The 18,881-nt window shown below is 74.2% G+C and carries 20 protein-coding genes; 5 read left to right on the forward strand and 15 right to left on the reverse strand.

Features of this window, described 5'->3' with window-relative positions; all coding sequences use genetic code 11:
* Positions 1–34: 34 nt before the first annotated feature.
* The 7 genes from Q5530_RS32645 to clpS form a co-directional block, all read right to left on the reverse strand.
* Positions 35–985, reverse strand: coding sequence for a PLP-dependent cysteine synthase family protein (locus tag Q5530_RS32645; protein WP_415366652.1), 951 nt, complete (start codon positions 983–985; stop codon positions 35–37).
* A gap of 6 nt (positions 986–991) precedes the next feature.
* Entirely contained in the window at positions 992–1,264 is a 273-nt protein-coding gene (locus tag Q5530_RS32650) for a MoaD/ThiS family protein (RefSeq protein ID WP_380639301.1), read from the reverse strand.
* A gap of 52 nt (positions 1,265–1,316) precedes the next feature.
* Positions 1,317–1,772, reverse strand: coding sequence for a Mov34/MPN/PAD-1 family protein (locus Q5530_RS32655; RefSeq protein WP_415366653.1), 456 nt, complete (start codon positions 1,770–1,772; stop codon positions 1,317–1,319).
* Between the two features lie 9 nt (positions 1,773–1,781).
* Complete coding sequence (locus Q5530_RS32660; RefSeq protein WP_415366654.1) at positions 1,782–2,381, reverse strand: DUF2231 domain-containing protein; 600 nt, start codon at positions 2,379–2,381, stop codon at positions 1,782–1,784.
* A gap of 102 nt (positions 2,382–2,483) precedes the next feature.
* The gene (locus tag Q5530_RS32665) at positions 2,484–3,068 is read right to left on the reverse strand and encodes a P1 family peptidase (RefSeq protein WP_415366655.1); all 585 of its coding nucleotides are present in this window, start codon (positions 3,066–3,068) and stop codon (positions 2,484–2,486) included.
* Complete coding sequence (locus Q5530_RS32670; protein ID WP_415366656.1) at positions 3,068–3,625, reverse strand: DUF2017 domain-containing protein; 558 nt, start codon at positions 3,623–3,625, stop codon at positions 3,068–3,070. Before Q5530_RS32670 ends, Q5530_RS32665 begins: the two co-directional genes overlap by 1 nt.
* On the reverse strand, positions 3,622–3,921 hold the full coding sequence (clpS, locus tag Q5530_RS32675) for an ATP-dependent Clp protease adapter ClpS (protein WP_344036853.1): 300 nt from the start codon (positions 3,919–3,921) through the stop codon (positions 3,622–3,624). The genes Q5530_RS32670 and clpS overlap by 4 nt, the downstream gene beginning before the upstream one ends.
* A 78-nt stretch (positions 3,922–3,999) precedes the next feature.
* On the opposite strand from clpS, the gene Q5530_RS32680 reads away from it, so the two are divergent.
* Together Q5530_RS32680 and Q5530_RS32685 are read left to right on the forward strand one after the other, a co-directional pair.
* On the forward strand, positions 4,000–5,274 hold the full coding sequence (locus Q5530_RS32680; protein WP_415366658.1) for a nicotinate phosphoribosyltransferase: 1,275 nt from the start codon (positions 4,000–4,002) through the stop codon (positions 5,272–5,274).
* 14 nt (positions 5,275–5,288) lie between these two features.
* Positions 5,289–5,858, forward strand: a complete 570-nt coding sequence (locus Q5530_RS32685) for an isochorismatase family protein (protein ID WP_415366659.1) — start codon at positions 5,289–5,291, stop codon at positions 5,856–5,858.
* 164 nt (positions 5,859–6,022) lie between these two features.
* On the opposite strand, the gene Q5530_RS32690 is transcribed toward Q5530_RS32685, so the two are convergent.
* Both Q5530_RS32690 and wecB read right to left on the reverse strand, forming a co-directional pair.
* Positions 6,023–6,682 carry a hypothetical protein gene (locus Q5530_RS32690; RefSeq protein ID WP_415366660.1) on the reverse strand — a complete coding sequence of 220 codons (660 nt, stop codon included), beginning with the start codon at positions 6,680–6,682 and terminating at the stop codon, positions 6,023–6,025.
* 234 nt (positions 6,683–6,916) lie between these two features.
* The gene (wecB, locus tag Q5530_RS32695; protein WP_415366661.1) at positions 6,917–8,080 is read right to left on the reverse strand and encodes a non-hydrolyzing UDP-N-acetylglucosamine 2-epimerase; all 1,164 of its coding nucleotides are present in this window, start codon (positions 8,078–8,080) and stop codon (positions 6,917–6,919) included.
* A gap of 561 nt (positions 8,081–8,641) precedes the next feature.
* Between wecB and Q5530_RS32700 the strand changes: the two genes are divergently transcribed.
* From Q5530_RS32700 to Q5530_RS32710, 3 genes are read left to right on the forward strand one after another with little or no spacing between them, the layout of a single operon-like run.
* Positions 8,642–9,217 (forward strand): biotin transporter BioY, encoded by a 576-nt coding sequence (locus tag Q5530_RS32700; RefSeq protein ID WP_415366662.1) that lies wholly within the window; start codon positions 8,642–8,644, stop codon positions 9,215–9,217.
* A complete protein-coding gene (locus Q5530_RS32705) occupies positions 9,214–9,885 on the forward strand; it encodes a nucleotidyltransferase domain-containing protein (protein ID WP_415366663.1) in 672 nt (223 codons plus the stop codon). The genes Q5530_RS32700 and Q5530_RS32705 overlap by 4 nt, the downstream gene beginning before the upstream one ends.
* A gap of 42 nt (positions 9,886–9,927) precedes the next feature.
* Positions 9,928–11,979 carry an ATP-dependent DNA helicase gene (locus tag Q5530_RS32710; protein WP_415366664.1) on the forward strand — a complete coding sequence of 684 codons (2,052 nt, stop codon included), beginning with the start codon at positions 9,928–9,930 and terminating at the stop codon, positions 11,977–11,979.
* Here the strand turns inward: Q5530_RS32710 and Q5530_RS32715 are convergent.
* From Q5530_RS32715 to Q5530_RS32740, 6 genes are all read right to left on the reverse strand, one after another.
* Complete coding sequence (locus Q5530_RS32715; protein WP_415366665.1) at positions 11,954–12,634, reverse strand: hypothetical protein; 681 nt, start codon at positions 12,632–12,634, stop codon at positions 11,954–11,956. The genes Q5530_RS32710 and Q5530_RS32715 overlap by 26 nt on opposite strands.
* Positions 12,635–12,710: 76 nt before the next feature.
* Complete coding sequence (locus Q5530_RS32720) at positions 12,711–14,120, reverse strand: phospholipase D-like domain-containing protein (RefSeq protein WP_415366666.1); 1,410 nt, start codon at positions 14,118–14,120, stop codon at positions 12,711–12,713.
* Between the two features lie 37 nt (positions 14,121–14,157).
* Complete coding sequence (locus Q5530_RS32725; protein WP_415366739.1) at positions 14,158–14,847, reverse strand: peptidyl-tRNA hydrolase; 690 nt, start codon at positions 14,845–14,847, stop codon at positions 14,158–14,160.
* Between the two features lie 14 nt (positions 14,848–14,861).
* The gene (serB, locus tag Q5530_RS32730; protein ID WP_415366667.1) at positions 14,862–16,088 is read right to left on the reverse strand and encodes a phosphoserine phosphatase SerB; all 1,227 of its coding nucleotides are present in this window, start codon (positions 16,086–16,088) and stop codon (positions 14,862–14,864) included.
* Between the two features lie 78 nt (positions 16,089–16,166).
* Positions 16,167–17,954 (reverse strand): cytochrome c oxidase subunit I, encoded by a 1,788-nt coding sequence (ctaD, locus tag Q5530_RS32735; RefSeq protein ID WP_415366668.1) that lies wholly within the window; start codon positions 17,952–17,954, stop codon positions 16,167–16,169.
* Between the two features lie 127 nt (positions 17,955–18,081).
* Positions 18,082–18,837: a hypothetical protein gene (locus Q5530_RS32740; protein WP_415366669.1), complete on the reverse strand. Its 756-nt coding sequence runs from the start codon at positions 18,835–18,837 to the stop codon at positions 18,082–18,084.
* Between the last annotated feature and the right edge of the window lie 44 nt (positions 18,838–18,881).

Here is an 18,881-nt window from a genome sequence, read left to right on the forward strand (position 1 = left end):
ACCGGATCCGGTGCGGGGCCCTCCCGGTGTCGCCTCAGGCCCAGAGGTGGCCGTCGAGGCGCTCGGACGCCTCGTCCAGGGTGCCCGCGTAGGCGCCCGTGGACAGGTACTTCCACCCCGCGTCGGCCACCACGAACGCGATGTCCGCGGGCTCGTCCGCCTTGACCGCCTTCTCCGCCGCGGCCAGCGCCGCGTGCAGGATCGCGCCGGTGGAGATGCCCGCGAAGATGCCCTCCACCTCCAGCAGCTGCCGGGTGCGGCGCAGCGCGTCGTACGAGCCGACCGAGTAGCGGCCGGTCAGCACGGCCGCGTCGTACAGCTCGGGCACGAAGCCCTCGTCGAGGTTGCGCAGGCCGTAGACCAGCTCGCCGTAGCGCGGCTCGGCGGCGATGACCCGCACGTCCGGCTTGTGCTCGCGCAGGTACCGGCCGACGCCGACCAGCGTGCCGGTGGTGCCCAGGCCCGCGACGAAGTGCGTGATCGTCGGCAGGTCCTCGAGCAGCTCGGGCCCGGTGCCGCGGTAGTGCGCGGCGGCGTTGGCCGGGTTGCCGTACTGGTAGAGCATGACCCAGTCGGGGTGGGCCTTGGCCAGTTCCTTGGCCTGCGCCACCGCCTGGTTGGAGCCGCCCGCGGCGGGCGAGAACACGATGCGCGCCCCGTACGCCTGGAGCAGCTGCCTGCGCTCGGTGGAGGTGTTCTCCGGCATCACGCACACCAGGCCGTAGCCCTTGAGCTTGGCGGCCATGGCCAGGGCGATGCCGGTGTTGCCCGACGTGGGCTCCAGGATCGTGCACCCCGGGGTCAGCACGCCGGTCCGCTCGGCCTCCTCGACCATCGCCAGCGCCGGGCGGTCCTTGATCGAGCCGGTCGGGTTGCGGTCCTCCAGCTTCGCCCACAACCGCACGTCCTTCGACGGCGACAGCCGGGGCAGGCCCACCAGGGGCGTGCCGCCGACCGCGTCGAGCAGGGACTCGTACCTGGCCACGGCGGATCAGCCGCCCGCGACGGCCGGGAGGATCGTGACGGTGTCGCCGTCCTTCACCGCGGCCTCCAGCCCACCCGCGAAGCGCACGTCCTCGTCGTTGACGTAGACGTTGACGAAGCGGTGCAGCGTGCCCTCCTTGACCAGGCGCTGCTTGAGGCCACCGTGGTTGTCCTCCAGGTTGTCGATCACCTCGGCGAGCGTGGTCCCCGACGCCTCGACGGACTTCTGCCCGCCGGTGTGCGTGCGCAGGATCGTGGGGATCGAGACGGTGACGGCCATGCTGGAACCTCCGGGGAACCGGGTTGGGTGAAGAGGGGTGAGACGCGCGCTGTCAGGGACAGTCGGGCGTGTCGTCGGCGCCGGTGTGCGAGAACATGTACGACTCGACGACCTCGACCGGTTCCTCGGTCACCACACCGTCCACGATCCGGTACGAGCGCAGCTCGTGCTGCTCGGGGTCCCGGGTGGAGATGAGCACGTAGTGCGCCTGCGGTTCGCTCGCGTAGGAGACGTCCGTGCGCGACGGGTACGCCTCCGTCGCGGTGTGGGAGTGGTAGACGACGACGGTCTCCTCGTCGTTCGCGCCCATCTCCCGGTGGACGCGCAACTGCTCCATCGAGTCGAAGCGGTAGAAGGTCGGCGAGCGCTCGGCGTTGTCCATCGCGACGAACCGCTCCGGGCGGTCGGAGCCCTCGGGGCCCGCGATGATCCCGCATGCCTCGTCGGGGTGGTCACGACGGGCGTGCGCCACCATCTCGTCGACGAGGTCACGGCGAATCACCAGCACGCACCCATCCTACGTGGTGGCGGAAGGCGTCCCGTCCCGTGAGACATCCCACTCCGGCACCTGCTCGACGGCCGCCGGCCCGGGTGCCATCCGGTCGCGCCCGACCCCCGCGCCCTGGGCGTAGGACAGGTGGCCGCCCAGCAGGCCGCCCACCCCGACCGCCGTCAGGCCCACCAGCGAGACGACCCGCGCCACGCCGCCGAACCCGTGCCCGCGCAGCCGGAAGGAGGTGAGGTAGCAGGCGGTCGCGGTCGCGTTGGCCACGAGGTGCACGAACGCCGTGCGCCGCTGCCGCTCGTCCAGCGCGGTGTACTCGGCGAGCCCGGTCGCGATTGCGGCGGGCGAGCCGACCAGCCCGAGGCCGATCAGCGCGCGGGCGGCCCGGCTCTCGCCCGGCAGCACGTCGAGCACGTTGGACGCGGCGAACATGCCGATCGGCACCAGCACCACCGCCGGGTGCGCGGGGTGGCCGAGCGGGCGCCCGCGCAGCACGTCGGTCACCTGGTGGCGCCGCAGGGCGGGCGGGATCACCTCCGCCAGCGCACCGGCCGCCTTGTCCAGCGCGGTACTCGACTCGACCCACCTGAGCAGCTTCTTCACACCAGACATGCCGACCGGGTACCCCACCCCGCGCGAGTCGAACGTTCAGACCGACCGTGTCGAACGCCCAGGACCCCCGAGTTCCACACCCGCGATCGACGTGTCCCCCGATCAAGCGCCGAGAACCACCCGTTCGAGGGCATCCGCCGCCCGCGCGCCCAGCTCGTCCGGCGCCGCGCCCGCGGGCACGCCCGTGGCCACCGCGAACACCGTCGACGGCACGTCCACCCCGGCCCGCGCGAACCCGTCCCGGGCCGAGATCGCGACCCTCCGGCACTGCGCCCGCGTCAGCTCGGCCTCCACCACGACGAGGCCCACCGCGGTCTCCCCCACCAGCGCCAACGCCTCCACCGGCTCCTCCGCGGCCGCCTCGCAGGCCGCGGCCCCGTCGTCGGCCCCGTCCCCGCCGCCGAGCAGGCCCAGCGCCGCCGCCGCGGGCACGATCGGCACGACCTCGTGCCACCGGGGCCCCACCGGGAACCCGTGCCCGCGCGCCGCCAGCCACCGCACGACCCCGTCCACCGGCGCCAGCCCGCCGGACGCGAGCACGACCGCGTGGACCCGCTCCACCAGCGTCGACGGGTCCAGCAGGTCCAGCTCGCGCGTGCCGACCGGCGCGCCGCGCACGTCCACCCCGGCCACCGCGCCGGCGGGCGCCAGCACCACCACGACCCCGGCGGACCGCCCGACCAGCATCAGTCCATGACCGCCTCGACGAGCGTCTCCTGCACCCAGGTCAGCCACTGGTAGACGCCCAGGTGGGGCGAGCGCGGGTCGTCCGGCGGCAGGTCGTCCGGCATCTCGTCCTGCACGTCCAGCGCCGTCCCCAGCGCCAGCCGCACGTCGTTGAGCGCCGACAGCCACGCCTCGGCCTGCTCCAGCCGCAGCCGCACCTCACCGCCGTCCGGCGGGCACGTCTCCAGCACCACCCCGGCCGCACCGGTCTTCTGGTCCAGCAGCGCGGGCTCGTGCAGCGAGCGCAGGGCGTTGGCCGAGTCGACCTCGGACGGGTCCGGCGCGTCGGGGTCCAGCCGGTGGAAGTCGGGCAGCAGCCGGCCCAGGATCGGGTCGTCCGGCGGCGTGGACGGCCCCGTCCGGATGCCGGTCAGCTCCGCCAGCTCGTCCTGGGGCGCCTCCTCGGCGCGGGCGAGCAGCATGTCCTGGATCTGGCTCACCAGGCCCCGCACCACGGCGGCCTCCTGCCGGTCGAACCGGCCCAGCACCAGGTCGTCCCTGCGGGTCCACTTCTTCACGACGACCGCTGCATGGTCGCCCAGAGCCCGGCCGCGTGCAGCTTGGCCACGTCGGCCTCCACCTTGTCCTTCGTCCCGGACGACACGATCGCCCGGCCCTTGTGGTGCACGTCCAGCATCAGCTTCGTCGCGTGGTCGCGGCTGTAGCCGAAGAGCTTCTGGAACACGTACGTCACGTAGGACATCAGGTTGACCGGGTCGTTCCAGACCAGCGTCTGCCAGGGGCGGTCCTCGGCGCGGACCTCCTCCCCCACCGGGTCGGCCTGCGTCCGTTCCTGTTCGACGGGCGTGGTCATACCGCCAATGGTGTCATGTTCCGGCGGGTGGTGGAGCCCACAGGTGTCCCCGGTCGAACGGCTTTAGGCTCTCTTCCCATGTCGACGTCCCTGTTCACCGACCACTACGAGCTGACGATGCTCGCCGCGGCCCTGCGCGACGGCACCGCGGACCGCCCGTGCGTGTTCGAGGTCTTCGCCCGGCGGCTGCCCGAGGGCAGGCGGTACGGCGTGGTCGCGGGCACGGCCAGGTTGCTCGACGCCATCGAGTCCTTCACGTTCTCGGCGGAGGAGCTGGAGCTGCTGGAGCGCACCGACGTGGTCGACCGGGCCACGCTCGACTGGCTCGCGGACTACCGGTTCACCGGCGACGCGGACGGCTACCCCGAGGGCGAGCTGTACTTCCCGGGCTCGCCGGTCCTGTCCGTGCGCGCCCCGTTCGGGGTGGGCGTGGTGCTGGAGACGCTGGCCCTGTCGATCCTCAACCACGACTCGGCGATCGCCTCCGCCGCCGCCCGCATGGTCGGCGCGGCCAACGGCCGGCAGATGATCGAGATGGGCTCGCGCCGCACGCACGAGGAGGCGGCGGTGGCGGCGGCGCGGGCCGCGTACCTGGCCGGGTTCACCTCGACCTCGAACCTGGAGGCGGCCCGCCGGCACGGCATCCCGACCTCCGGGACGTGCGCGCACGCGTTCACGCTGCTGCACGACACCGAGGAGGAGGCGTTCCGCGGCCAGGTCGAGGCGCTGGGCGTGGGCACGACCCTGCTGGTGGACACCTACGACATCACCAACGGCATCGACACCGCGGTCCGGGTGGCCGGGCCGGAGCTGGGCGCGGTGCGGATCGACTCCGGCGACCTGGGTGTGCTGGCGCGGCAGGCGCGGGACCAGCTCGACGCGCTGGGCGCGCGCAACACCCGGATCGTGGTGTCGGGCGACCTGGACGAGTACTCGATCGCGATGCTGCGGGCCGAGCCGGTGGACGCCTACGGCGTGGGCACGTCCGTGGTGACGGGCTCGGGCGCGCCGACCGCGGGCATGGTCTACAAGCTGGTCGAGGTGGACGGGCGGCCGGTGGCCAAGCGCAGCTCGCACAAGGAGTCCCGCGGCGGGCGCAAGAGCTCGCTGCGGCGGCACAAGGAGACCGGGACGGCGCTGGAGGAGGTCGTGTTCCCGCACTCGGCCGAGGTCGAGGTGGGCGAGCACGACCGGCTGCTGGCCGTGCCGCTGATCCGCGGTGGACAACGGGTGGAGGGGTTGGACACCCTGGCCCAGAGCCGGGAGCGGCTGCGCGCCGCGCTGGTGACGGTGCCGTGGGAGGGCCTCAAGCTGTCCCGGGGCGAACCCGCCGTTCCGACGACGTTCCTGTGAAGGAGGCCGATCTCATGGGCAAGGCGCTGGTCGTGGTGGACGTGCAGAACGACTTCTGCGAGGGGGGCTCCCTCGCGGTCGCCGGTGGTGCGGCGGTGGCGGCGGCGATCTCGGCCCACGTGGCGGCCGGGTCGTACGACCACGTCGTGGCGACGCGCGACTACCACGTGGACCCGGGCGGGCACTTCAGCTCCGAGCCGGACTACGTGGACTCGTGGCCGGTGCACTGCGTGGCGGGGACGGCGGGGTCGTCGTTCCACCCGGAGCTGGACGTGACGGCGGTGGAGGCGGTGTTCTCCAAGGGCGCGTACGCGGCGGCGTACTCGGGGTTCGAGGGGACCTCGGGCGGTGGCGAGCAGCTGGTGGACTGGCTGCGGGCGCGGGGCGTGGCGGAGGTGGACGTGGTGGGGATCGCCACGGACCACTGCGTGCGGGCGACGGCGCTGGACGCGGCGCGGGCCGGGTTCCGGACCACCGTGCTGCTGGACCTGACGGCGGGGGTGGCTCGGGCGACCGTGGACAGCGCGTTGGCGACGCTGGACGAGGCCGGTGTGGCGCTGTCGGGCACGCCCCGGGTGGGGTGAGCGGTCGGCGCGGGTGTTGAACTCGGGGGTCCTGGGTGTTCGACACGGGGGTCCTGGGTGTTCGACACGGTCGTCCTGGGTGTTCGACACGGTCGTTCCGAGTGTTCGACTCGCGCGGGGTTTGGGGCGGGCGGAGGTGGGGGCCTCCGCCCGCGTGAGGGGGATCAGGGGGTCGGGGAGCAGGCCGCGGTGCCCACGACCACCTGGCCGGTGGCCTTCGAGTCCGGGGTGAAGGTGATGCGGAGCATGGTCAGGGCCATGCTGCCGTCGTTCTGCTCCGGGGTGGTGTTCTCGTTGAAGGTGGCCACGGCCAGGACCGCGCCGGAGGCGGACCTGATCTCGTGGCGGTAGGCCGGGGGGATCTCGTCCGGCAGGCCGGCGAAGCCCTGGAGGCCGTTCAGGCCCCAGTCGGTGCCGGTCCCCCGGTCGGTGGCGGTGCAGGTGACGCGCCACTTGCCGATGCGCAGGCGCGGGCCGCCCTCCGCGACCAGCGTGGACAGCTCGAACTCCGTGCCGTTCGCCTCGGAGGTCGTGGTGGTCGTGTGGTTGGTCGGGTCGACCACCGTGGTCGTGCACGACGAGGTGCCGGGGCCGAAGCGGATGCCCTGGCGGACCACCGCCTCCGACGACGCGCTGGTCACGCCGTCCACCGCGCACGGGGCCAGCGGGGCGATGTCGACCTGGGTGCCGTCCTTGCTGAAACCGGCGGAGCCGACCGACGCCACGCCCGGCGGGTTGGCCGCCCACGCGGGCGGCGCCGCGACCAGGCCGAGCACGAGCGCCGCGGTCACCGGAACTGCTCGGCGCGCTCGGGTGTGGTTCATGGTGTTGCCTCCTCATTCCTGCGCATGAATATCTGCGCCGGGGCGGCGTGCCACGTCGAACTCGCCCGCAAGTCACCCGCCGGGGACGCACCTCTTACCTGGTCGAGTGGTTTGTCACCCGTGGTGATCAGGTGAGATCGGGTGAGGTGGGTGAGGAGCGGGCGGGCGGGAGGGGAGCGGTCAGGTGGGGAGTGGGCCGGGGTCAGGGGGGAGCAGGCGGGCCGCGGGGAGCGGTCAGGTGGGGATGCGGATGGGTAGGCGCGCGGTGGCGAAGTCCGCCGGCAGGCCGATCAGCCGCTCCAGCGCGCCGCGCACCCGGGACGCGGCGTGGCCGTCGCCGAACGGGTTGCGCCCCGCGGGCAGCCGCAGCCGGGAGCCCAGCACCCAGCCCGCCTCGGCCAGGACGCGGATCGCGTCCGTGCCCACCAGCCAGGCGTAGCCCGCGTCGACCGCGGCCGTCCGCTCGGTCGTCCCGCGCAGCACCAGAACCGGCACGCCGAACGTGGGCGCCTCCTCCTGGAGGCCGCCCGAGTCGGTGAGCACCAGCGCGGCCCGCCGCAGCGCCCGCACCAGGTCCGGGTAGTCCAGCGGCTCGCTAACCACGATCCGCTCGTGCCCGCCCAGCGCCTCCAGCGCGGTCGAGCGCGCGGCCGGGTCCGGGTGCGCGGGCAGGAGCACCCGCACGTCCGGGTGCCGGTCCGCGATCTCCCGCACCGCGTGCAGCACGCGCCCCAGCGGCTCGCCCCGCGACTCCCGCCGGTGCGCGGTGACCAGCACGAGCCGCTCGGAGCGCTCGTCGAGCACGCGCTCCAGCAGGGCCAGCCCGGGGTCGCGGGCGGGCTGGTCGGCGGCGGCTACCCGGCGCACCGCGTCCACCGCGGTGCTGCCGGTGACCACGATCTCGCGGTCCACCAGGCCCTCCGCGACCAGCGCGGCGGCCGCGTCGTCGGTGGGCGCGAGGTGCAGGGCCGCGATCCGGGCGATCATCTGCCGGGCGCCCTCCTCGGGGAGCGGGCCGCCGGGGTCGCCGGTGCGCAGGCCGGCGTCCAGGTGCGCCACCGGGGTGCCGCGCCAGAACGCGGCCAGCGCGCCCGCCAGCGCCGTCGTCGAGTCGCCCCGCACCAGGACGACGGCAGGGTCCCGCACCCGGAGCACGCGGTCGACCTCCGGGACCAGGGCGGCCAGCAGCTCGGCCCGGGTGCCGGCGGCGCGGGGCACGTCCAGCTCCACGTCCGGCCGCAGGCCGAACGCCCGCAGGGCCCGGTCGACCGGGTCGGGGTGCCGACCGGCGTGGACGATCACCGGCCGCAGCACGGGGTGGTCGGTCAGGGCCAGTGCCACGGGGGCGATCTTCACCGCTTCGGGTCTCGTGCCCGCCAGCAGCAGGACTTCCTTCACCTTGCTCCCATCTCTGCTCGCTCCCATCTCTGCGGGGGGTGCGGCACCCCGGCACCGGGATCGCGGTGCCGGGGCGCCGGGGACGCGGTGCCCCGGCGACCGCTGGGCGGCACGCCGTTCGGGCACGCGCGGGGCTCCTTTCTCGCGGGGGTGTCCGGGCCGGGGGTGTCCGGGTGGGGGATGTCCGGGCCGGGGGTGTCCGGGTGGGGAATATCCGGGTGGGGGATGTCCGGGCGGGTATTGCCCTATCGGTCCACGACCGGCCGGGCTGAGGGGTACTGCCCGCAACGGACCAAGCGCTCCACCCGAAGCGCGCAACCGGGACCACTGAAGGTGGAATCAGTCCCGAAAAGACTTCACGTTGTCACTCGATCCGGGGGTGTGGTGAGTCGAACGCCCGTCCGATGGTCAGCACATAGCCCTGTCGGGCGATCCCCGGTCGAGGGACCGGCGCGGCGTGACGTGGGCAACTCCGGACCGACTTCGTGGCCCTCCGACGAGGACCGGACCGGGAATCGGCGGTTAGCCTCCCGGGGAAGTCGATCCCGTAGGAGGTTCGAAGTGTCCGTCCTCGCCGTTCCCGGCCGTCGCGCGGTCCTCGCCGACCTGGTGCCGGGCTCCCTGGCGCGCGACGTCGCGCTGGTCGTCGCCGGCGCCGGCCTCACCGGCCTGGCCGCCCAGGTGGCGCTGCCGGTGCCGGGCAGCCCGGTCCCCATCACCGGTCAGACGTTCGCGGCCCTGCTCGTCGGCGCGGCCCTCGGTTGGCGGCGCGGCGGTGTCTCGATGGCGCTGTACCTGGTCGCCGGCGTCGCGGGCGTGCCGTGGTTCCAGGGCGGCGCGTCGGGCACGCCCGCCTCGCTGGGCTACGTGGTCGGGTTCGTCCTGGCCGGCGCGCTGGTCGGGCACCTGGCCGGGCGCGGCGGCGACCGCACCCCGCTGCGGACCGCCGGCACCATGGCGCTGGGCAACCTGGCGATCTACGCGTGCGGCGTGCCGTGGCTGATGGCCGCCGCCGGCGTCGGGTTCGGCCAGGCGCTCCGGCTCGGCGTGACGCCGTTCCTGCTGGGCGACGCGCTGAAGATCGCCCTGGCCGCCGGGCTGCTGCCCGCCGCGTGGCTGCTGGTCCGCCGCCGGTGAGCGAGGCGTTCTTAGCCGCGTTGGACGCATCGGCGCCCGGGTTGGTGCGCGCCGCGCACGTGGTGGGTTCCGCCGCGCTGGGCGACCACCGGCCCGGGTCCGACCTCGACCTGGTGCTGGAGCTGTCCCGCGCGCCGGGCCCGGACGACCTGGCCGCGCTCGCCGCGGCGCTGACCCCGGAGCTGGACCTGGTCTGCCTGGTCGACGGCGAGCCGGGGCCGTGGGGGCGGGACGGCGCGTTCCACCCCGGGCCCGGCCACGACGTGACGCCCGTGCTGCTGCACCAGCTCAACCGGTGCTCGACCACGCTGCGCGGGCCGCGGCCGCGGTTCGCCGTGACGCGGGACGAGGTCGAGGCGTACTGCCGGCGCAACCTCGTCGAGTACTGGCGGCCGCTGCTGGAGCTGGTGGCCGGGGGAACCGGTCCCGGGCACCGCGACGGCGTGCTGTGGGCCGCGTTCGGCCCGGCGCGGCAGTGGCACACCATCCGCACCGGCGAGGTCGTGTCCAAGACCAGGGCCGGCGAGCTGGCCGCCGAGCGCTGGCCCGACCTGGCCGACGAGCTGCGCGACCTGCTCGCCGCGCGGCGCGGTGAGCGGGTCGAGCTGACCGCGGCGCACCGGGAGGCCGTCGTGGCCCTGGGGAACCGGGTGCTCGCCGCGGTCTGACGCCCGCGAGGACCGACGGTGCCGGCGGGTACGGTCTTCGCCGTGCCCGCCACCACCGCCATCCCCGACACCAGAACCCTGCTCGCCGTCGCCGTGGAGGCGGTGGGCGGAGCCGAGCGGACCGGTCAGGTCGAGATGGCCGAGGCGGTGGAGCGCTCCATCCGCACCGGCGAGCACCTGGCCGTCCAGGCGGGCACCGGCACCGGCAAGTCGCTGGCGTACCTGGTGCCGGCGCTGCGGCACGCGGTGGCCGAGGAGTCCACGGTCGTCATCTCCACCGCCACCATCGCGCTCCAGCGCCAGCTGGTGGACCGCGACCTGCCCCGGCTGGCCAAGGCGCTGAAGAAGGAGCTGGGCCGCGAACCCCGGTTCGCCATCCTCAAGGGCCGCCGCAACTACCTGTGCCTGCACCGCCTGCACACCGGCGCGCCCGACGAGCCGGAGGAGGCGGGCCTGTTCGACCCGTTCGCCGTGTCCCGGATGGGCCGCGAGGTCAAGCGCCTGCACGAGTGGTCCTCGGACACCGAGACCGGCGACCGCGACGAGCTGGTGCCCGGCGTGAGCGACCAGGCGTGGCGACAGGTGTCGGTGACCGCGCGGGAGTGCCTGGGCGTGGCCAAGTGCCCGATCGGGACCGACTGCTTCGCCGAGCGGGCGCGGGGCGAGGCGGGCCGGGCGGACGTGGTGGTCACCAACCACGCGATGCTCGCCGTGGACGCCCTGGAGGGCTACCAGGTGCTGCCCGACCACGACGTGGTGGTGATCGACGAGGCGCACGACCTGGTCGACCGCATCACCTCGGTGGCGACCGAGGAGCTGAGCGGGTCGCTGGTGTCGACCGCGGCGCGGCGCTGCGGGCGGCTCATCGACCAGGGCGTCGCCGACCGGCTGGCCGAGGCGGCCGACGGGCTGGCCATGGTGCTGGAGGACGTGCCCGCCGGGCGGCTCGACGCGCTGCCGCAGGCGGTGGCCGGCGCGCTGAAGGCGACCCGGGACGCGACGCACGCGTGCATCACCTCGCTCGGGCCGGAGCGCAAGGAGGACGTCGAGGGCGCCGCCTCGCGCAAGCTGGCGCTGACGCTGCTGGACGACGTGCACGACTGCGCGGTGCGCATCCTGGAGGCGTTCGACGACGACCACGACGTGGTGTGGGTGTCGGGCGACCACGGCGACCGGACCGCGTCGCTGCGGGTCGCGCCGCTGGGCGTGGGCGGGCTGCTGCGGGAGCGGCTGTTCGGCAAGCGCACCACGGTCCTGACCTCGGCGACGCTGACCCTGGGCGGCACGTTCGACACGCTGGCGCGGCAGTGGGGCCTGCCGGCGTCCTCCCCGGCGGTGAAGGCGCCGGGCACCGCCACCGACAAGGAGCCGCCGTCCGACCCGGGCGCGCCGCGCTGGACCGGCCTGGACGTGGGCTCGCCGTTCTCGCACGGCACCAGCGGCATCCTGTACGTGGCGCGGCACCTGCCCCCGCCCGGCCGCGACGGGCTGCAACCGGCCTACGTGGCGGAGATCGAGGGCCTGGTCAACGCGGCCGGCGGGCGGGCGCTGGGCCTGTTCTCCTCGATGCGCGCGGCGAAGTCGGCCGCCGAGGCGCTGCGCGACCGGCTGGAGTTCCCGGTGCTGTGCCAGGGCGACGACTCGACCGGGCAGCTGGTGAAGAGGTTCGCCGAGGACCCGCGGACGTGCCTGTTCGGCACGCTGTCGCTGTGGCAGGGCGTGGACGTGCCGGGGCCGTCGCTCCAGCTGGTGGTGATGGACCGCATCCCGTTCCCCCGCCCCGACGACCCGCTGGCCTCCGCGCGCCAGAAGGCGGTCGAGTCGCGCGGCGGCAACGGCTTCCTCACCGTGGCCGCCACCCACGCGGCGCTGCTGCTGGCGCAGGGCGCGGGGCGGCTGCTGCGGTCGATGAGCGACAAGGGCGTGGTGGCCGTCCTGGACCCCCGCCTGGCCACCGCCCGCTACGGCGGGTTCCTGCGGGCGTCCCTGCCGCCGTTCTGGACCACCTACGACCCGGAGGTGGTGCGGGCGGCGCTGGAGCGGCTGGACGCGGCCAACGCCCCCGAGGTCAGCCGCGGTCGTCGACGCGCTTGAGCGCCGCGTCGCGCAGCTGCTCGTGCAGCGCGCTGACCTGGTAGCACCGGTCGTAGGTGTCGTACACGGCCAGGTGCAGGTCCGAGTCGGAGCGGGTCAGCAGCAGCGCGTCGCCCACCTGCGGCAGCTCGACGCCGGGCCGGTGGAGGTCGCCGTAGTAGTAGGCGTTGAAGTCCGCGACCGACCGGAAGTAGCCGGGTGGCCGCGCGTCCCCGACGAACGTCGCGGCGGGCACCCCGCGCTCGTAGGGCACCACGGCGGTGGCGGCGTCCGCGTAGGTGCCCTGGTAGTGCTGTCCCGGCTTCACCCGGTGCCTCAGCCCGGCGTTGCCGAAGCGGCGGACGTCGGCGCCGAAGGTCACGGGCCGGCCCTCCGCGGTGACGAAGAACGGGTGGAGCTGCCAGCCGGTGCAGAGGGTGACCAGGCGGGGGCCCAGGAACCGCCCCCTCACCTCGGCCACCACCTGGACCGGCGGCACCCCGTGCCGGGTCAGGAAGTCGCGGAGCCGCCCCGCCACGTCGCCGAGCCGGCGGGTCGCCTCGGCCCGCGCCGCGGCGTTGCGGCGCACCGCCTCCGCGCCGGCCTCCGCCGTCGACCGGTCGGCGGCCCGGCGCTCGTCCAGCGCCCGGTCCAACTCGTCCTCGAACCGCGACAACCCGGACCTGCCTCTCGTCGGCTCCCCCGCCGCTGGAATCGGGTCCGCGGCGCGGGCCGTTACGGGCGCGCCCGCCTCAGCCGTCCACGAGCAGGCCGCGCAGCGGCCCCTGGAGCCGGCCGGCCCGCCGGGACACCCCCGGCAGCGAGGTCACCCGGTGGTCGCCCTCCGACTCGACCAGGTCCCGCCACAGCCCGTCGACCACGTCCTCCGGCGCGCGGTCCAGCTCCTCGACCGGGCGCCGCAGGTGCTCGGACCACAGCCGCAGCCGGGTGCGGCGGGCCAGGTCGGCGTCGTCGGTGACCACGTTGACCTCGGTGTCGTTGAACAGCGAGTGCTCGTTGAGGTTGGCCGACCCGACGCTGAGCCAGCGGTCGTCGACGATGGCCAGCTTGGCGTGCACGTACACCGACGACGAGGTCTGCCCGTCGTGCGAGGACAGGGTGGCGGCGATCAGCCGGCGGCCGCCGTCGTCGGCGTCGATCATCCGGCCCAGCTGGCCCCGGGTGGTGTCGGCGCCGTTGCTCGGCTTGCGCGGCAGCACCAGCACCACCCGGAACCTCGGGTCCGGCGGGTTGCGCAGCTTCTCGATCAGGATCTCGGTCACCTCGGGCGACCACAGGAACTGGTTCTCCAGGTACACCAGGCGCGTCGCGGAGCGCAGGGCCCTGAGGTAGGAGTCGAGCAGGCTGAACTCGCCGCGCGGCACGAAGTCGTAGGTGCGCTCGGGGATGGTCCGGACGAGCTGCGCGGACGAGGTGCCCGCCGGCCCCGGCACCGGCGCGGGCGGCAGCTCCTCGCCCGCGATCTCCTGCCACCGGGCCCGGAAGTGCTCGGCCACGTCCGCCACGACCGGCCCCCGCAGCCGGGTGCCGATGTCGTGCCAGCCCAGCGGGTGGCGCGGCGGGTGCTCCGGCGTGTCGTGCCGGTCGCCCTCCACGGCGGTGAGGTCCATGCCGCCGACGAAGGCGACGGAGCCGTCCACCACGACGATCTTCTCGTGGTGGCAGTGCATGGTCCGCTCGCGGGCGTCGATCACGCAGGACACGGCGCTGTCCCGCATGAACTCCTCCCGGGCGGCCCGGACCCGCTTGCGCGTCGGCTCGAACATCGGCACCGGCGGGCCCGCCCACAGCAGCACCCGCACCGGCACGCGCTCCGCCGCCGCCGCCAGCAGCTCGCGCAGCGTCGGCGCGCCCGGTTCGCGGGTCAGCCGGAAGTCGGGGCTCATGCACCAGCCGGCCAGGTGCACCGACTCGCGCGCCGACGAGATCGCCTCGGCCACGGCGGGCAGCAGCTCATGCCCGTCGACCAGGACGTCGACCCGGTTGCCGTCCCGCACGGGACTCCGGGGCGACCACCAGCCGTCCTCCCCGGCGAACACCGAACCCCAGCCCAGCTTGCGCAGCCGGCGGGAGTGGTGCGCGCACAGCAGGCTTTCGAGCCCGTCACCGATCCGGGCGTCCACTACGTCCAACAGGGCCACGTCAGGGATGGTTGCCCTGAACAGGACGGATCAAACCTCACCCGAAGCGGTAGTTCACCGCCACGGTCGCGGTACCCGGTGCGACCTCCGTGTACCCGGCGTCGCGGACCAGCACGACGTCCGGCCGCGCCACCAGCCGGTCCCAGTCCGCCGCCGACGGCGTCCGGACCGCGCACCGGTGGTCGACCGCCGCCCACTCGTCCAGTCGGGCCTCCGACAGGCGCGGCGCGAGCAGCATCGAGGCGTGCCCGACCTGCGCGGCGGCCTTGCCCGCGGTCATCCCCACCCGCGGGTTCAGCCACAGCTCGTACGCGCCCGGCGGCACCGGTCCCGGCTCGTCCGGCGGCAGGTCGCTGCCCGAGACCTGCAACCGGCTCAGCTCCCGGGGCAGCTCGGAGACCAGCCCCGGCACGAACGCCCGCGCCTGCGCGCCGCCGACCTCGACCGTCACCCCGGGCAGCGCCAGCACGGCCTCCCAGTGCGCGCCCCTGGCCCGCCGCGACACCTTGCGGATGCGGCCGCGCACCCACGCGACCACCTCCTCGTGCCACTCGCCGCCGGGCAGGGCCCGCTCGTCCAGGCACACCGCGACCGCGGCCGCCGCCGCGGCCTCCAGCACCTCCGTGCGCGACGGCGGCGCCGACCGCTCGACGCGCAGCACCACCGGCATCGCGCGCACCGCCGCGGGGTCCTCCACGTCGGTGGCGTGGTGGCGGTCCACCAGCATCTCCAGCACCGGGTTCACAGCCGGTTCAGCTCCAGGCCGTCCGCCGCGTCCGCGGCCTCCACCTCGGCCCTGGTCACGCCGAGCACGAACAGCACGGCGTCCAGGAACGGGTGCGACAGCGCGGTGTCCGCGACCTCGCGCAGCGCGGGCTTGGCGTTGAACGCCACCCCCAGCCCGGCCGCGCCGATCATGTCGATGTCGTTGGCCCCGTCGCCCACGGCCACGGTCTGCCCCATCGGGACGCCCTCCTGCTCGGCGAACCGCCGCAGCGCCACCGCCTTGGCCGCCCGGTCGACCACCTCGCCGACCACCCGGCCGGTGAGCTTGCCGTCGACGACCTCCAGCTCGTTGGCCGCGCAGAAGTCCAGGCCCAGGTCGTCGACCAGCCGCTGGATCACCCGGGTGAACCCGCCGGAGACGACGCCGCAGCGGAACCCGAGCCGCTTGAGCGTGCGCACGGTGGTCCGGGCGCCCGGCGTCAGCTCCAGGGACTCGGCCACCTCGTCGAGCACCGACTCGTCCAGGCCGGCCAGCAGCGCCACCCGGCGCTCCAGCGACTCGGCGAAGTCCAGCTCGCCGCGCATGGCCGCCTCGGTGATCTCCCGGACCTGCGGCTCCACCCCGACGTGCGCGGCCAGCATCTCGATGACCTCGCCCTGGATGAGCGTGGAGTCGACGTCGAAGACCACGAGCCGCTTGGCGCGCCGGGTCAGCCCGGCCCGCTCCACCGCGATGTCCAGCCCGCCGCGCACCGCCACCTCGGCGAGCGCCGCCCGCAGGTCCGCGTCGCCCTCCGCCGTGTCGGCGGCCACGGACACCCGCAGCTCCAGGCCGGTGACCGGGTAGTCGGCCACGCCCCGGATGGCGTCGATGTTCACCCCCAGCGCGGCCAGCCGCCGCGCCACCTCGGTGAACGCGCGGGCGGTCACCGGGCGGCCGAGCAGGATGAGCACGTGGCTGGACTCCAGCCGGGCGGTGCGCCGGGAGTCGGCCCCGATCTCCACCTCGACCTGCATGGACACCGTCGCCATGGCCTGCTCGACGGCCTCCTGGAGACCTTCGGGGTCGCGGTCGGCGCCGACGAGCACGCCGAGCACCAGCCGGCCGCGGATGACGACCTGCTCGACGTCGAGGATGTCCACCCCGTGCCGGGTCAGCACCGCGAACAGCACCGAGGACACCCCCGGCTTGTCCGGTCCGGTGACCGTGATCAGGACGGGCGTGGCGGTGGGCTTGGTCACGATGGCTCCTATGCCAGACAGCGACGAGCCCCGGCGCCGTGGGCGGGCCGGGGCTCGTCGTTGAACCTGCGCCACAGGTTACTTGTGGTCGCCCTCGGTGCCTTCCGAGGCCGTGCCGGACTGGACCGCCTGGGCGGCCTTCTCCGACGGCGCGGCCTTCGCCTGCTCGTGCGGGATCGACTTGCCGGTGAAGGTCACGTGGGCCTCGTCGTGCAACCGCTCGATCATGTGCGGGTAGTGCAGCTCGAACGCCGGGCGCGCGGAGCGGATGCGGGGCAGCTCGGTGAAGTTGTGCCGCGGCGGCGGGCAGGAGGTCGCCCACTCCAGCGAGTTGCCGAAGCCCCACGGGTCGTCCACGTGCACGGTCTCGCCGTACCGGTAGGACTTGAACACGTTGTAGATGAACGGCAGCGTGGACGCGCCCAGGATGTACGCGCCGATCGTGGAGATCATGTTCAGCGTGGTGAAGCCGTCACCGGCCAGGTAGTCCGCGTACCGGCGCGGCATCCCCTCGTTGCCCAGCCAGTGCTGCACCAGGAACGTGGCGTGGAAGCCGAGGAACGTGGTCCAGAAGTGGAGCTTGCCCAGCGGCTCGTCCAGCATCCGGCCGGTGATCTTCGGGAACCAGAAGTAGATGCCCGCGAAGGTGGCGAACACGATCGTGCCGTAGAGCACGTAGTGGAAGTGCGCGACGACGAAGTACGTGTCCGAGACGTGGAAGTCGATCGCCGGCGCGGCCAGCAGGATGCCCGACAGGCCGCCGAAGAGGAACGTGACGATGAAGCCGATGCTGAACAGCATCGGCGACTCGAACGTCAGCTGCCCCTTCCACATGGTGCCGATCCAGTTGAAGAACTTGATGCCGGTCGGCACGGCGATCAGGAAGGTCATGAAGGCGAAGAACGGCAGCAGCACCGCGCCGGTGGCGTACATGTGGTGGGCCCACACGGCGACCGAGAGGGCCGCGATGCCCAGCGTGGCGTAGACGAGTCCGTTGTAGCCGAACAGCGGCTTGCGGCTGAACACCGGGAAGATCTCCGACACGATGCCGAAGAACGGCAGCGCGACGATGTAGACCTCGGGGTGGCCGAAGAACCAGAACAGGTGCTGCCACAGGATCACGCCGCCGTTGGCGGGGTCGAACACGTGGGCACCGAGGTGCCGGTCGGCCAGCAGGCCCAGCAGCGCGGCGGTCAGGATCGGGAACGCCAGCAGCACCAGCACGCTGGTCACCAGGATGTTCCAGGTGAAGATCGGCATCCGGAACATGGTCATGCCGGGCGCCCGCAGGCAGACCACGGTGGTGATCATGTTGACCGCGCCGAGGATGGTGCCCAGACCGCCGACGACCAGGCCGGTGATCCACAGGTCGGCGCCCGCGCCGGGCGAGTGGATGGCGTTGGACAGCGGCGTGTAGGCGAACCAGCCGAAGTCGGCCGCGCCGCCCGGCGTGAGGAAGCCCGCCATCACGATCAGGCCGCCGAACAGGTACAGCCAGTACGAGAAGGCGTTGAGCCGCGGGAACGCCACGTCCGGCGAGCCGATCTGCAGCGGCAGGATGAAGTTCGCGAAGCCGAACACGATCGGGGTCGCGTAGAGCAGCAGCATCACCGTGCCGTGCATGGTGAACAGCTGGTTGTACTGCTCCGCGGAGAGGAACTGCATCCCCGGTCGGGCCAGCTCGGTCCGGATCAGCATGGCCATCGCGCCGCCCACCATGAAGAAGGCGAACGAGGTGACCAGGTACATGATGCCGATTTGCTTGTGGTCCGTGGTGCGGAACATCCGCAGCAGGAACGAACCCTTGACCGCCTTGCGAGTCCCGAAGGGCCGCGTAGCGATCGGCTGCGGGGCTACGGCCGTCACGGTGCCTCCTGCCTGTGCTGGTTCTGGCATGACCGGCGGGCGGGCCCGTCGGCTTCTCGGATCGTAGACGGCCCGGTTCCCGGGGGTTCGGCTGGGCCGGTTGCCGGCGCGGGCGAGGTAGCGCAGGTCACAGCCGGTGGGCGGGCCGGTGCCGGCGGCGGCGGGACCGGGTGGCGGCGAGCAGCGCCAGGCCCGTGACCAGCAGGGCGAGGCCGAGGACCACCGCCCCGGCGGGGGCGGCCCCGGTGGTCGCGAGACCGGCGGGCCTGGCGTCGGCGGCCGGGGCGGCGGGCGCGGTGGTCGTCGTGCTCCGGGTGGTCGCGGCGGGCGTGGCCGTGGCCGCGGTCGCGGTGGTGCGCGTGGTCGTGGGCCGGGGCGCGGTGGCGACCGGGGCGGCGCCGTTCGGGCTGGTCACCGGGGCGTCCAGGGAGGTGGCGGCGGTGCTGTCGGTGGTGGGCGAGGTGGTCGCCACCGCGATCGCGCACGCGAACCAGTGCTCGACGGCCGGGAGCAGGTCGTCCTGGTCGAGCGGCGCCCGCAGCCCCTCCCAGGGCAGGTCGTGGAGGGCGGCCGCCGGGTAGACGTGGTACGCCCCGCCGCCGGCCACCACGACGCCGGTCAGCTCCCGGCCCGGCGGGAAGGCCACCACGTCGAGGTAGGGGCCGTTGCCGGTGTGGGTGTCGGCGGGTGGCACGAGCTCGTCGCCGGGCAGGCCGACCACGTCGCAGGCGTCGCCCGGCGAGTCCGGGCGGACGTCGCCGACCACGGCGGTGGCCCGGCTGTCACCGGCCCGGGCGAGCGCGGGGCCGGCGGTGGCCGTCGTGACCAGGGCCGCCGTGAGCAGGGCTGCGGCCGTGAGCAGGGCGCGGGTCGTCGTGCGCATGGTGCACCTCGCGGAGTCGAAGGAGTCCTCCACCCGGTGTATCG

Source organism: Saccharothrix sp. BKS2 (assembly GCF_047689505.1).
GTDB classification, from domain to species: domain Bacteria; phylum Actinomycetota; class Actinomycetes; order Mycobacteriales; family Pseudonocardiaceae; genus Actinosynnema; species Actinosynnema lopnurensis.